This window comes from Pseudomonas sp. D3-27 (assembly GCF_051132165.1).
Lineage (GTDB): Bacteria > Pseudomonadota > Gammaproteobacteria > Pseudomonadales > Pseudomonadaceae > Aquipseudomonas.
This window is the reverse complement of the sequence record NZ_CP071667.1, coordinates 2,035,363-2,049,759: the sequence shown is the minus strand read 5'-3', so window position 1 is coordinate 2,049,759 and position 14,397 is coordinate 2,035,363. Positions and strand designations below refer to the sequence as shown.

The 14,397-nt window shown below is 59.8% G+C and carries 9 protein-coding genes; 2 read left to right on the top strand and 7 right to left on the bottom strand.

Features of this window, described 5'->3' with window-relative positions:
* Nucleotides 1-139: 139 nt before the first annotated feature.
* The 5 genes from topA to J3P92_RS09470 all read right to left on the bottom strand — a co-directional run bounded on the left by topA (nucleotide 140) and on the right by J3P92_RS09470 (nucleotide 7,490).
* Nucleotides 140-2,752, bottom strand: coding sequence for a type I DNA topoisomerase (gene topA / locus J3P92_RS09490; protein WP_420764683.1), 2,613 nt, complete (start codon nucleotides 2,750-2,752; stop codon nucleotides 140-142).
* A gap of 115 nt (nucleotides 2,753-2,867) precedes the next feature.
* On the bottom strand, nucleotides 2,868-3,104 hold the full coding sequence (locus tag J3P92_RS09485) for a DUF1653 domain-containing protein (RefSeq protein WP_420764684.1): 237 nt from the start codon (nucleotides 3,102-3,104) through the stop codon (nucleotides 2,868-2,870).
* A gap of 109 nt (nucleotides 3,105-3,213) precedes the next feature.
* Entirely contained in the window at nucleotides 3,214-4,389 is a 1,176-nt protein-coding gene (gene fadA / locus J3P92_RS09480; protein WP_420764685.1) for an acetyl-CoA C-acyltransferase FadA, read from the bottom strand.
* 30 nt (nucleotides 4,390-4,419) lie between these two features.
* Nucleotides 4,420-6,567: a fatty acid oxidation complex subunit alpha FadB gene (fadB, locus tag J3P92_RS09475; protein ID WP_434650524.1), complete on the bottom strand. Its 2,148-nt coding sequence runs from the start codon at nucleotides 6,565-6,567 to the stop codon at nucleotides 4,420-4,422.
* 485 nt (nucleotides 6,568-7,052) lie between these two features.
* On the bottom strand, nucleotides 7,053-7,490 hold the full coding sequence (locus J3P92_RS09470) for a hypothetical protein (RefSeq protein WP_420764687.1): 438 nt from the start codon (nucleotides 7,488-7,490) through the stop codon (nucleotides 7,053-7,055).
* A gap of 102 nt (nucleotides 7,491-7,592) precedes the next feature.
* Between J3P92_RS09470 and J3P92_RS09465 the strand changes: the two genes are divergently transcribed.
* Nucleotides 7,593-8,033, top strand: coding sequence for a universal stress protein (locus tag J3P92_RS09465; protein WP_420764688.1), 441 nt, complete (start codon nucleotides 7,593-7,595; stop codon nucleotides 8,031-8,033).
* Between the two features lie 107 nt (nucleotides 8,034-8,140).
* Here the strand turns inward: J3P92_RS09465 and J3P92_RS09460 are convergent, their stop codons facing one another.
* Nucleotides 8,141-10,060 carry an ATP-binding cassette domain-containing protein gene (locus tag J3P92_RS09460; RefSeq protein WP_420764689.1) on the bottom strand — a complete coding sequence of 640 codons (1,920 nt, stop codon included), beginning with the start codon at nucleotides 10,058-10,060 and terminating at the stop codon, nucleotides 8,141-8,143.
* 215 nt (nucleotides 10,061-10,275) lie between these two features.
* Between J3P92_RS09460 and J3P92_RS09455 the strand changes: the two genes are divergently transcribed.
* The gene (locus tag J3P92_RS09455) at nucleotides 10,276-12,204 is read left to right on the top strand and encodes a transglycosylase SLT domain-containing protein (protein WP_434650522.1); all 1,929 of its coding nucleotides are present in this window, start codon (nucleotides 10,276-10,278) and stop codon (nucleotides 12,202-12,204) included.
* Between the two features lie 206 nt (nucleotides 12,205-12,410).
* Here J3P92_RS09455 and J3P92_RS09450 read toward each other — a convergent pair whose 3' ends face one another.
* A complete protein-coding gene (locus J3P92_RS09450; protein WP_434610563.1) occupies nucleotides 12,411-14,222 on the bottom strand; it encodes an ABC transporter transmembrane domain-containing protein in 1,812 nt (603 codons plus the stop codon).
* Nucleotides 14,223-14,397: the final 175 nt, after the last annotated feature.

Genomic DNA, 14,397 nt, shown 5'->3' with positions numbered 1-14,397 from the left:
ATGAAAGGCCGCATGAAAACCCAAGGGTTGTCATGCGGCCTTTTACTTACGCGGCGTTTAGAACAACGACTGAATCGCCCAGCGGGAGCAAGCTCCCTCGCCACGAGGATCGCGCAGATTCAAATCCTTTCGCCATCAATCAGCGCTTGTCTTCAACGGTCCACTTACCACCGTCGTAGAACGCTTTCCAACCGGTAGGCTTGCCGTCAACCTCGGTCTGCACGTATTGCTCCTTGGTCTTGCGGCTGTAGCGGATCACCGCTGGGCGGCCATCCGGATCCTTCTGCGGCGCGTCGCAGAGGAAATGGTACTTCGGATCGATCTCATCCTTGTGCGGCAAGATCTCGATCACCAGCGGCGCCCGAGTCTCGCGATTTTTCGGAAACTGGCTGGCTGCCAGGAACAGGCCGGATGCACCATCACGAAGGATGTAGGTGTCGTTTACCTTCTCGCACTTGAGCTCGGGCATCTTCACCGGATCCATCTTCGGCGGCGCCGCGTCACCGCTCTTGAGCAGCTTGCGGGTGTTCTTGCAGGTCGGATTGGTGCAACCGAAGAACTTGCCGAAACGGCCGGTTTTGAGCTGCATTTCGCTGCCACACTTGTCGCATTCCAGGCTCGGACCTTCGTAGCCCTTGATGCGATAGGTGCCCTCTTCGATCTCGTAGCCGGCGCAATCAGGATTGTTACCGCAGATGTGCAGCTTGCGCTTTTCATCCAGCAGGTAAGCATCCATCGCTGTGCTGCAGATAGGGCAACGGTGTTTGCCGCGCAGCACCAGGGACTCCGACTCACCTTCGTCGTCCGCGGCGATTTCATCGCCTGGTACCAGGTTGACCGTCGCCTTGCAGCGCTCCTTGGGTGGCAGGCTGTAGCCCGAGCAACCCAGGAATACACCGGTCGACGCGGTACGGATCTGCATCGGACGCCCGCAGGTCTGGCATGGAATATCGGTCATGACCGGCTGGTTCGCCCGCATGCCGCTTTCCGGACTTTCGGCCACTTCCAGTTTTTTCTTGAAGTCGCCGTAGAACTCGTCGAGTACGTTCTTCCAGTCCCGCTCACCCTGGGCCACGTCGTCCAGGTTCTCTTCCATGCCGGCGGTGAAGCCGTAGTCCATCAGGTTCGAGAAACTCTCGGACAAGCGCTCGGTGACGATGTCCCCCATCTTTTCCGAATAGAAGCGACGGTTGTGCAGCGTCACGTAGCCGCGATCCTGGATGGTGGAAATGATCGCCGCATAGGTCGAAGGACGACCGATGCCACGTTTTTCCATTTCCTTGACCAGGCTGGCCTCGGAATACCGTGCCGGCGGCTTGGTGAAGTGCTGGGTCGGATCCAGCTTGATCAGCTTCATCACGTCGCCCTGGGCCATGTCCGGCAGGACGTCGTCGTCCCCCGGCTTGGTGATCTGCGGCATGACGCGGGTATAGCCGTCGAACTTCAGGATACGACCCTTGGCGCGCAGCTCGAAATCGCCAGCACCGACGCTGACCGTGGTCGACAGGTATTGCGCAGGTAGCATCTGGCATGCCAGGAACTGGCGCCAGATCAGCTCGTAGAGACGCTCGGCGTCGCGTTCCATGCCCGACAGCTTGCTTGGCTCGGTATTGGCGTCGGAAGGACGAATCGCTTCGTGAGCCTCCTGGGCGCCTTCCTTGCTGCTGTACACGTTCGGCGTATCCGGCAGGTACTTCTTGCCAAACTCGCTTTCTATATAAGTACGCGCCATCGCCACGGCATCGGCCGAGAGATTGGTCGAGTCGGTACGCATGTACGTGATGTAGCCCGCTTCGTACAGACGCTGGGCCATCATCATGGTCTTCTTCACACCGAAGCCCAGGCGGTTGCTCGCCGCCTGCTGCAAGGTGGACGTAATGAAGGGCGCCGACGGCTTGCTGCTGGTGGGCTTGTCTTCGCGCTTGACGATGCTGTAGCTGGAAGCCTTGAGCTTCTCCAGCGCTGCCATGGCCTGGGCTTCATTGAGCGGCTTGAAGGCTTCGCCTTTCTCGCGAGCCACTTCGAAACGCACGGTAGCGCCCTTGGCGGTACCGAGATCAGCATGGACTTCCCAATATTCTTCGGGATTGAACGCACGGATTTCCCGCTCGCGCTCCACCACCAGCTTTACCGCCACCGACTGCACACGACCGGCCGACAGGCCACGGGCGATCTTGGCCCACAACAATGGCGAGACCATGTAGCCCACGACGCGGTCAAGGAAGCGACGCGCCTGTTGGGCATTGACCCGGTCGATGTCCAGCTCGCCCGGCTGGGAGAAGGCTTCCTGGATAGCCTTCTTGGTGATCTCGTTGAACACCACGCGCTTGTAGCGGCTGTCATCCCCACCGATGGCTTCGCGCAGGTGCCAGGCGATGGCTTCCCCTTCGCGGTCCAAGTCCGTCGCGAGATAAATGGTGTCGGCGTCCTTGGCGAGCCGACGCAGTTCTTCGATGACCTTTTCCTTGCCCGGAAGGATCTCGTACTTGGCTTTCCAGCCGTGCTCCGGATCGACTCCCATGCGTGAGACCAGCTGCTTGCGCGCCTTGTCTTTCGGCGACAGCGCCGGCGCTTCACCAGCGGCCGCCTTGCCGCGCTTGGCGGCTGGCTCCTTGCTGGCGCTAGCCGAACCGCTGGTGGGCAGGTCTCGGATATGGCCGATACTCGACTTCACCACGTATTGGTTGCCCAGATACTTGTTGATGGTCTTGGCCTTAGCCGGGGATTCCACAATGACCAGCGATTTGCCCATGGATCAGAAAATTCCTGAATTCTAAAAAGTGAAAGGCGGTTGGCGCCTGACGCGGCACCGCTATATATAGTGGCTGCAAGGTGAGGTCAAGGGCGGGGTCGCCCTCACACTGGCCTCAAGACTTGGAAAAGATGCTCTCCTCGACCTGCACCAAAGCAAAGCGCGGCACCTGTTCGCCGTCAACTTCGACAGACTCCTGGAACATGCTCAACGGACGCACCCAAAAGCCGTAATCGCCATACAGGGCTTGATAGAAGACCACTTCTTCCTCGGTCTCGGAATGCCGCGCAACGCTGAATACGCGGTACTGCGGACCTTTGTAATGTTGGTAGAGCCCAGGTTGTATCGGCATGCGTTGGCCCTCACTCAAATTTTTTCAAAATAAAAACAAAATCTTTCTTTTACTAAACCCGAAAAACAAAAACCGGGGCACTTGGCCCCGGCTTCCATCAACGCAACGCTTAGACGCGTTCGAAGACAGTGGCGATGCCCTGGCCGAGGCCAATGCACATGGTGGACACCCCTAAAGTGCCGCCGTTCTGCTTCATGACGTTGAGCAGCGTGCCAGAGATACGCGCACCAGAGCAACCGAACGGGTGACCCAGGGCGATCGCGCCGCCGTGCAGGTTAACCTTCTCGTTCATCTTGTCGAGTACTTTCAAATCTTTCAGCACAGGCAGCGCCTGTGCGGCGAAAGCTTCGTTGAGCTCGAAGAAGTCGATATCGGAAATGCTCAGGCCCGCGCGCTTCAAGGCTTTCTGCGTAGCCGGTACTGGACCATAGCCCATGATCGCCGGGTCCACACCCGCGACAGCCATCGAACGAATCACGGCCATCGGCTGGATGCCCAGGTCCTGGGCACGCTGGGCCGACATCACGATCATGCACGAGGCACCGTCGGTGATCTGCGACGAAGTACCCGCCGTCACGGTGCCGCCCTTAGGATTGAAGGCCGGCTTCAAGGTCGCCAGGCTTTCCAGGGTGGTTTCCGGACGAATGGTTTCGTCGTAGTCGAACAGTTTCAAGAAGCCGTTCTCGTCGTAGCCCTGCATCGGGATGATTTCATCCTTGAACTTGCCTTCCACCGTCGCCTTGTGGGCGAGCTGGTGGGAGCGCACGCCAAAGGCGTCCTGCTGTTCGCGGGTGATGCCATGCATCTTGCCGAGCATTTCCGCGGTCAGGCCCATCATGCCCGAGGCTTTTGCCGCGTACAGCGACATGTGCGGGTTCGGATCGACACCGTGCATCATGCTCACGTGGCCCATGTGCTCGACACCGCCGACCACGAACACATCACCGTTACCGGTCATGATCGCCTGGGCGGCGGTGTGCAGCGCGCTCATGGACGAACCGCACAGGCGGCTGACCGTCTGGCCGGCAGCGGTGTGAGGGATCTGGGTCATCAGCGAAGCCATGCGGGCGATGTTCCAGCCCTGCTCCAGGGTCTGGTTCACGCAGCCCCAGATCACGTCCTCGACTTCGTTGGGGTCGACCTTGACGTTGCGTTCCAGCAGTTTGCTGATCAGGTGCGCCGACATGTCTTCGGCGCGAGTGTTGCGGTGCATGCCGCCCTTGGAGCGGCCCATCGGCGTACGACCGAAGTCGACAATCACGACGTCTCTAGGATTCAAGCTCATAAATGTTCTCTCGCTCTAGTCGTTGGGCGCTTAACCGAAGAAACGCTGGCCGTTCTTGGCCATTTCACGCAGCTTCGCGGTCGGGTGGTACAACGCGCCCAGATCAGCGTACTGGTCAGCCAGGGCAACGAACTCGGCCACACCGATCGAATCGATGTAGCGCAGCGCACCGCCACGGAATGGAGGGAAACCGATGCCGTAGACCAGACCCATGTCGGCTTCGGCGGCGGTTTCGACAATGCCGTCTTCCAGGCAACGCACGGTTTCCAGGCACAGCGGGATCATCATCCAGTTGATGATGTCCTCGTCGGTGACTTCGCGCTGCTCGTAGACGATCGGCTTGAGCACTTCCAGCACCGACGAATCGGCGACTTTCTTCTGCTTGCCGCGCTTGTCGGTCTCGTAGGCGTAGAAGCCCTTGCCGTTCTTCTGTCCCAGGCGCTTGGCTTCGTAGAGCACGTCGACGGCGGAACGACGGTCGTCTTTCATGCGGTCCGGGAAGCCTTCAGCCATGACGTCGCGACCGTGGTGGCCGGTGTCGATGCCGACCACGTCCATCAGGTACGCCGGGCCCATTGGCCAGCCGAATTTTTCCATGATCTTGTCGATGCGCACGAAGTCCACACCGGCACTGACCAGCTTGGCGAAACCGCCGAAGTACGGAAACAGCACGCGGTTGACCAAAAAGCCCGGGCAATCGTTGACGACGATCGGGTTCTTGCCCATTTTTTTGGCGTAAGCCACGGTGGTGGCAATCGCCTCCTCGCTGGATTTCTCGCCACGGATCACTTCCACCAGGGGCATCATGTGCACCGGGTTGAAGAAATGCATGCCGACGAAGTTTTCCGGACGCTTGAGGGCTTTGGCCAGCAGCGAAATGGAAATGGTCGAGGTGTTCGACGCGAGGATGGTGTCCTCTTTGACCTTGTCTTCGACTTCAGCCAGAACCGCCTGCTTGACCTTCGGGTTCTCGACAACCGCTTCGACCACCAGGTCGACGTGGCCGAAATCGCCGTAGGACAACGTCGGACGAATGCCATTGAGCACTTCGGCCATCTTCGCGGCGGTCATGCGACCTTTGTCGACGCGACCGACCAGCAGCTTGGCGGCTTCGGCCAACCCCTGCTCGATGCCGTGTTCATTGATGTCCTTCATCAGGATCGGCGTGCCCTTGGACGCCGACTGATAGGCGATGCCGCCACCCATGATGCCGGCGCCGAGCACGGCGGCCTGTTTCACGTCACGGGCAATTTCGTCGTAGGCCTTGGCCTTTTTTTTCAGCTCCTGATCATTGAGGAACAGACCGATCAGGCTCTGGGCGGCAGACGTCTTGGCCAGTTTCACGAAACCGGCGGCTTCGACTTCCAAGGCTTTGTCGCGACCGAAATTCGCGGCTTTCTGGATGGTCTTGATCGCCTCGACCGGCGCCGGGTAGTTCGGGCCCGCCTGGCCGGCGACGAAACCTTTGGCGGTCTCGAAGGCCATCATCTGTTCGATGGCGTTGAGCTTGAGTTTTTCCAGCTTCGGCTGGCGCTTGGCCTTGTAGTCAAACTCGCCGCTGATGGCGCGCTTGACGGTTTCAAGGGCCGCCTCCAGAAGCTTGCCGGGTTCGACCACCGCATCCACGGCGCCGACTTTCAGCGCCTCTTCGGCACGGTTTTCCTTGCCAGCGGCAATCCACTCGATAGCGTTGTCAGCACCGATCAGGCGCGGCAGGCGCACGGTGCCGCCGAAACCCGGGTAGATGCCCAGCTTGACTTCCGGCAGGCCGATCTTGGCCGCGGTGGACATGACGCGGTAGTCCGCCGCCAGGCACATTTCCAGGCCGCCACCCAGCGCGATGCCGTTGATGGCCGCGACGGTCGGTACGTTGAGGTCTTCAAAGTCGCTGAAGATACGGTTGGCTTCGAGGTTGCCAGCGATCAGTTCGGCATCGGGCAGCTTGAAGTTGTCGACGAATTCGGTGATGTCGGCGCCGACGATGAACACGTCCTTGCCACTGCTGACGATCACACCCTTGATCGACGCATCTGCCTTGATAGTGTCCACGGCCTGACGCAATTCATTCAGGGTTAGACGGTTGAACTTGTTGACGGACTCACCCTTGAGGTCGAATTTCAGTTCGACGATGCCACTTTCAAGAGCCTTAACCGTGATGGCTTTACCTTCGTAAATCATCAACTGATCTCCACGATATGGAAGCTGAACAGTACACGTTGGACGCTGGCCCCTGGCTCCACATGGACATAACCGCCGATGCTACGCCAATCCGCCAGACACACCCGTCAACGCGATAGTCGGGTTCTGTAGGAACGTTCTAAAAATACAAACGCTCAATTCATACGCCCGTTTGATTTGGGTACGTCACCTTCACGGAATTTCCGACAATTGTCAATCGCCCTAAACAGGCGTTTGAACGGGACTCCGCAGTCATTTCCGTACCGCCTGGATCCGTAACACGACCTTGCATGAGCGACCATTCATAGAATCAATCATTAGAAAAGTCGCCCTAATTCCAGGCGCACCGGATTCAACCGACTAAGCTGGTGACAATATGATTGAGTACGCGGGAAACAGGACGTTTCGAAGCACGCCCTGGAAAGAATGGTTTTACCGGCCTGCCTGGCCAACCCGCCCGATGATGCTGTCGGGCTTTTTTACGCTCAGGCCAACGCTTTTAATACGGCAGAAATGTCCTGCAAAACACTGGCTTCGCCTTTCTCTCCCCAATACAGGGCGATCATTTGCCGGTCGGCCTCGACCTTGTAGACATTGGCTGGCAATGCTCGGAAGTGGCCGAGCAACGCTTCATCCTGGCACACCTCCTGCCATTGGTTGACCCACACCCCTGGAGCCTTTTGCCAATAACTCCAGCTGGCCGGCTGGCTGCCCCGCCGGGCTCGGTGGTACTGCGCACAGGGGTTTGGTGGCTGCTGGCCAAGCCAATGGGGCCAGTCTTGCGGGGTCAATCGCATGGCCAGCCCGAGGCGTCGCGCCTCCATGCGAAGGGCTATACGCCCGCTCTGTGCGCGGGACGGTCGCAACCATGCCAGGGGGCTTAATACCACCAACAGGATTGACACCACTATCCAGACCGTCATATCTGTACTCCCGAATTCTGATGAGCCCATTGACCTGTATCGCCATCAATGCGCTTGAAACCAGCCATACTTACCGTATCGCCATTCTCTGGAGTGCTTTTCATGTACTACGAACACATCCTGGTCGCCGTCGACCTTACTGAAGAATGCGATCCCGTCGTCAAGCGAGCCCTCGCCCTTTGCGAAGGGCGGGACAACAAACTGTCGCTGGTGCATATCGTCGAGCCGATGGCGATGGCCTTCGGCGGTGACGTTCCGATGGATCTTTCCCAGTTGCAACAGCAGCAGTTCGACCAGGCCAAGGAACGCCTTGACCGATTGATCGTGAAATACCCTGCCTTGAAAAAGGAAAACAGCCACCTGACCTATGGCCAGCCGCGCCAGGAGATCCATCACCTGGCCAAGGAGCAAGGCTGCGACCTGATCGTGGTCGGCAGCCATGGCCGCCATGGCCTGGCGTTGCTGCTGGGCTCCACCGCCAACGACGTGCTGCATGGCGCGCCTTGCGATGTGCTGGCGGTGCACCTGGTCAAGCGCACCTGACCCTGGACCTTCGGGAGCGAGCAAGCTGGCTCCCACAAGGGATTGCGTTTCAAATAAAAAAATCCCGGCGTTCATTGCTGAACGCCGGGAATCTTCTCAACAGCGGATCAAGCGTCCAGCTCAGCCCAACGCTCGACCAGCGCATCCAGCTCAGCCTGCAACTGTTCCAGATGCGCGATTACCTTGGCGGTTTCGGCCGCGGGACGCTGGTAGAAGCCGGCATCAGCCATCTCGGCCTCCACCGCGGCGATCTGCTGCTCCTTCGCGTCGATATCACCTGGCAAGGCTTCCAGTTCACGCTGCAGCTTGTAGCTGAGCTTTTTCTTGGTCGGAGCCGGTGCGGCAGCGGCGGCAACCGGCGCCGGCTCGGCCTTGACGACCGCGGAGTTCAAGTCGGCCTTGCCTGATTTGCTCTCTGTCACACCCAGCAGGCGCGGCGAGCCGCCTTGGCGTAGCCAATCCTGATAACCACCGACATATTCGCGAACCAGCCCCTCGCCTTCGAACACCAACGTGCTAGTGACCACGTTATCGAGGAAGGCCCGATCGTGGCTGACCATCAGCACAGTGCCGTTGAACGTCAACAACACTTCTTCCAGCAGCTCGAGGGTTTCCACGTCCAAGTCGTTGGTTGGTTCGTCGAGCACCAGCAGGTTCGCCGGCTTGCTGAACAACTTGGCCAGCAGCAGCCGTGCCCGCTCACCGCCAGACAGCGCTTTCACCGGCGTACGGGCGCGCTGTGGGCTGAACAGGAAGTCGCCGAGGTAACTCAATACGTGGCGGCTCTGGCCATCGATTTCGATGAAGTCGCGGCCTTCGGCGACGTTGTCGATCACGGTTTTTTCCAAGTCCAACTGATGGCGCAACTGGTCGAAATAGGCGACGTCGATCTTTGTCCCCTCCTCCACTTTGCCGCTGGTCGGCACCAGGCCGCCAAGCATCAGCTTGAGCAGGGTCGTCTTGCCGGTACCGTTGGCGCCAAGCAGGCCGATCCGGTCACCGCGCTGCAGGACCATGGAGAAATCCTTGATCAGGAACGGGCCGCCCGGATGGGCGAAACTGACATCTTCCAGCACCATGACCTGCTTGCCCGACTTGTCGGCCGTCTCAAGCTGGATATTGGCCTTGCCGGTGCGCTCGCGACGTTCGCTACGCTCCACGCGCAATGCCTTGAGGGCGCGCACACGGCCTTCGTTACGAGTCCGTCGGGCCTTGATGCCCTGGCGGATCCACACTTCTTCCTGGGCCAGGCGCTTGTCGAACAAGGCGTTGGCGGTTTCTTCCGCCGCCAGCACCGCTTCCTTGTGCACCAGGAAACTGGCGTAGTCGCCGTTCCAATCGATCAGGCCGCCACGATCCAGTTCGAGGATGCGGGTCGCCAGGTTCTGCAGGAAGGAACGGTCGTGCGTGATGAACAGAACCGCCCCTTGGAAATCCTTCAGCGCTTCTTCAAGCCAGGCGATGGCACCGATGTCCAGGTGGTTGGTCGGTTCGTCGAGCAGCAAAAGGTCTGGCTCGGACACGAGGGCCTGGGCCAGCAGGACCCGACGACGCCAGCCGCCGGACAGCTCGGCCAAGGTCTTGTCAGCCGGGAGTTGCAGGCGGCTCAAGGTGCTGTCGACCAATTGCTGCAGGCGCCAGCCATCACGGGCCTCGAGGTCGTGCTGCACATGCATCAGCTTGTCCAGGTCGGCATCGGTGACGATGTTCTGGCTCAGGTGGTGATATTCGGCCAGCAGCGCGCCGACACCGTCCAGGCCTTCGGCAACCACGTCGAACACGGTCCGCTCGTCGGCTACCGGCAGCTCTTGGGGCAGCTCGCCGATTTTCAGCCCGGGCGCACGCCAGACGGAGCCGTCATCGGGCTTCTGATCCCCCTTGACCAGCTTCATCATGCTGGACTTGCCAGTGCCGTTGCGGCCGATGATGCACACCCGCTCTCCACGGGCGATCTGCCAGGACACCTTGTCCAACAACGGCATCGCGCCGAAAGCAAGGGACACATCGCTGAATTTGAGCAGGGTCATGAGCTTCTCCAAAAACCGGGCGCGCATTCTACCTGAGAAGAGACCTCAAAAGTCCGTCAATTTCGTCGTCGAAGCACTCTGTACTACAAATGTTGCGAAGTTGTGCCAACAGTCCCGCAAAGCTTTCGCCGGTTGCTGGCAAAAGGCTAAGCTACAGGCAAGTTACCCTGGGTTTCTCCCTGGGCTTGTCATGTTTATCTTTGCCCGGACGTATCATGCGCAGTCGCCTTTTCAGTGTTTTATCTTGTTTGTTTGTATGTGCCACTGCCGTTCAAACCGCCCATGCGGTGGATATTTCCACCCAGCGCCAGTACTACGACGAGGCCAAGCGCGCTCTGGCCAAAGGCGATTCCGCTCCCTACTTTCGCTACAGCCAGGCCCTGCGCGATTATCCGCTGGAACCGTACCTGGCCTATGACGAACTGACTGCGCGACTCAAGAGCGCGAGCAACGCCGAAATCGAAAAATTCCTTGCCGAACATGGCGACCTGCCCCAGGCCAACTGGATGAAGTTGCGCTGGTTGCGCTGGTTGGCCGAACGTGGCGACTGGGCAACCTTCGTCAAGTATTACGATCCCAAGCTCAACTTCACCGAGCTGAATTGCCTCAACGCTCAATATCAACTGAGCCATGGCCTTAAGGCCGAAGGTTATGCCAACGCCGAGAAACTATGGCTTACCGGTAAATCCCAGCCGACGGCTTGCGACGCGCTGTTCGGCATGTGGGCCGCGCAAGGCCAGTTGACCGAGCAGAAACGCTGGGAGCGCGCGAAACTGGCGGCCCAGGCACGCAACTATCCGCTGGCCAATAGCCTGGTCAGCGGCCTGACCACTCTTGCCCCCCGAGGCAAGCTGTTGGTTGACGTCGCGCAAAAGCCCGAACTGCTCAACCAGCCTTCGCGCTTCATGCCCGCCGATGAGCCCATGTCCGATGTCGTCAGTCTTGGCCTGCGCCGCCTGGCCCGCCAGGACCCGGAAAAAGCCATGTCATTGCTGGAGGGCTATGCCAGCACCATGCGTTTCTCTCGGGACGAGAAGGTCGCCATCGCCCGGGAAATCGGCCTGACCCTGGCCAAGCGCTTCGATAGCCGCGCCCTGGATGTCATGACCAAATATGACCCGGAGCTTCGGGACGACACCGTATCGGAGTGGCGCTTGCGCCTGCTCCTGCGCCTCGCCCGCTGGGACGACGCCTACCAACTGACCCGCCGGCTGCCCGAATCGCTGGCGAGCACCAATCGCTGGCGCTACTGGCAGGCCCGTAGCCTGGAATTGGCGCAGCCACAGAACCCCGAAGCGCTGACGCTCTACAAGCATCTGGCTCGCGAGCGTGATTTCTACGGTTTCCTGGCCGCCGACCGGTCCCAGTCACCGTATTCGCTGGTGAACAAGCCGCTGCCCATGAGCCAGGCGCTGATCAACAAAGTCCGCAATACACCGGGCATACGTCGGGCGCTGGAATTCCACGCGCGTGGTCAAATCGTCGACGGACGCCGCGAGTGGTATCACGTCAGCCGCCATTTCAGCCGGGACGAAATGGTCGCCCAGGCGAAACTGGCCTACGACCTCAAGTGGTATTTCCCAGCCATCCGCACCATCAGCCAGGCCAAATACTGGGATGACTTGGATATCCGTTTCCCGATGGCCTACCGCGACACGCTGGTGCGAGAAGCCAAGATCCGCGGCTTGCACCCTAGCTGGGCGTTCGCCATCACCCGGCAGGAAAGTGCGTTCATGGACGACGCCCGCTCCGGTGTCGGCGCCAGCGGCCTCATGCAATTGATGCCGGCCACGGCCAAGGAAACCGCGCGCAAATTCAATATTCCCCTGGCATCACCGCAGCAAGTCTTCAACCCGGACAAGAATATCCAGCTGGGCGCGGCGTACCTGAGCCAGGTCCACAGCCAGTTCAACGGCAACCGCGTCCTCGCCTCCGCCGCCTACAACGCCGGCCCCGGTCGCGTGCGCCAATGGTTGCGCGGTGCAGACCACCTGAGCTTCGACGTCTGGGTCGAAAGCATCCCCTTCGACGAAACCCGCCAATACGTGCAGAACGTGTTGTCGTACTCGGTCATCTACGGCCAGAAGCTCAACTTGCCGCAACCGCTGGTGGACTGGCATGAGCGGTATTTTGATGATCAGTGAGTATTAGCGAGACGCTGTTCCTGAGAAGAAAAAAATGCCCGCATCGAAAGATGCGGGCATTTTTGGTCGGCTACTTGGTCTGTTGCTGGACCTTGTGGGAGCGAGCTTGCTCGCGATGGCGTCGGCACCTTCAACATGGATGCAAGCTGACCCACCGCTATCGCGAGCAAGCTCGCTCCCACAGGGGATTCGTGTGGACGCTGCGCTCAGTCGGCTGCCGAGTCCAAGCCAACGTTGAACTGCAACGCTGCCAACCGCGCATACAGCGCATTGCTTGCAACCAGTTCCTGATGGCTACCCACCGCAACCACCTTGCCTTGGTCCATCACCGCAATCCGGTCGGCGTTTTTCACCGTGGCCAGGCGATGGGCGATGACCAGGGTGGTACGGTTCTTCATCAGGCTGGGCAAGGCTTGCTGGATCAGGTGTTCACTTTGCGCGTCGAGGGCGCTGGTGGCTTCGTCCAGTAGCAGAATTGGCGCGTCCACCAGCAGGGCCCGGGCGATCGCCAGGCGTTGGCGCTGGCCGCCGGACAGTCCAAGGCCGCCGTCGCCCAGGTGGGTCTGGTAGCCGTCAGGCATTTTTTCTATGAAATCATGGGCGTGGGCAATCTGCGCAGCCTCGCGTACCTGCTCGAATGTTGCTTGAGGATTGCCGTAGCGAAGATTTTCTTCGACCGTGCCGAAAAACAGTGCCGGGTTTTGAGAAACCAGGGCGAAATGACGACGCAGGTCCAAAGGGTCGACCGAGGTCAACGGCACGTCGTCGATCAGGATCCGCCCTTGCACCGGATCGTAGAAGCGCAGCAGCAGGTCATACACCGTTGACTTGCCCGCGCCGGATGGCCCGACGAGGGCCAGGGTTTCGCCGGCCTTGATGCTCAGGTCGAGGCCATCGACCGCATAGCTGTCCGGTCGGGAGGGGTAGGAAAAACGCACGCCTTCAAGGCGCAGGTCACCCCGCACCCGCTCCGGCAACGTCACCAGCCCTGTGACCGGTGGCTGGATAATGTTCTGCGAACGCAGCAACTCGGCAATGCGTTCCGCGGCGCCCGCTGCCCGTTGCAGCTCGCCGATCACTTCGCTGAGGGTGCCAAAGGCGCTGCCAACGATCAGGCTGTAGAACACGAACGCCGCGAGTTCGCCGCCGGAAATCCGCCCGGCGATCACATCCATGCCGCCGACCCAGAGCATCACCCCTACCGCACCCAGCACCAGCACGATCACCAGGGTGATCAACCAGGCCCGCTGGGCGATGCGCTTGCGGGCGGTGTCGAAGGCTTGCTCCACCGTCACGGAAAAACGTTGTTCATCCTGGACCTGGTGGTTGTAGGCCTGCACGGTCTTGATCTGGCCGAGGGTTTCGGAGACGTAGCTGCCGACGTCGGCGATGCGGTCCTGGCTCTGGCGCGACAAGCTGCGCACCCGTCGCCCGAACACCAGGATCGGCGCCAGGACCAATGGCAGGGCAATGACCACGATACTGGTCAACTTGGGGTTGGTGAAAAACAGCAGCACAATGCCGCCAATCACCATCAAGGCGTTGCGCAGGAACAACGACAGCGACGAACCAATCACCGATTGCAGCAGAGTCGTATCGGCGGTCAGGCGTGACTGGATTTCCGAACTGCGATTGTTCTCGTAGAAGCCCGGGTGCAGATACACCAGGTGATTGAAGACCTGCCGCCGGATATCGGCCACCACCCGCTCACCGATCCATGACACGAGATAAAAGCGTGCAAACGTACCGATAGCCAGGCCCACCACCAGCACCATGAACAGGCCAATGGACTGATTGAGCAGATGCGGCGAACGGGTCATGAAGCCTTGGTCCACCAGCAGGCGGATCCCTTGGCCCATGGACAACGTGATACCGGCCGTGACAATCAGGGCCAGCAAAGCACCGGCGACCTGTTTGCGGTAAGGGGCGATGAAGCCGCTGGCCAGGCGTATTGCGCGGCGATGTCGTGAAGAAAGCATCGAGAGTGTCCGATAATGGAACAGGAAAAGATTGGCCATCAGTACCGAAACGCAGCGGAACCAAGTGGAATCGAAATGAGTCAGGTTAAATATGACCGCCGAGACTAATGCCTAGATGTTATCGGTCTAACGTCTGGCTGGAAACGCGAGTGTGTTTCTGGTTGAGTGGAGCTGTCGTCATGGACCTTCAAGGAGTGTCATGGCTCGGTCACCT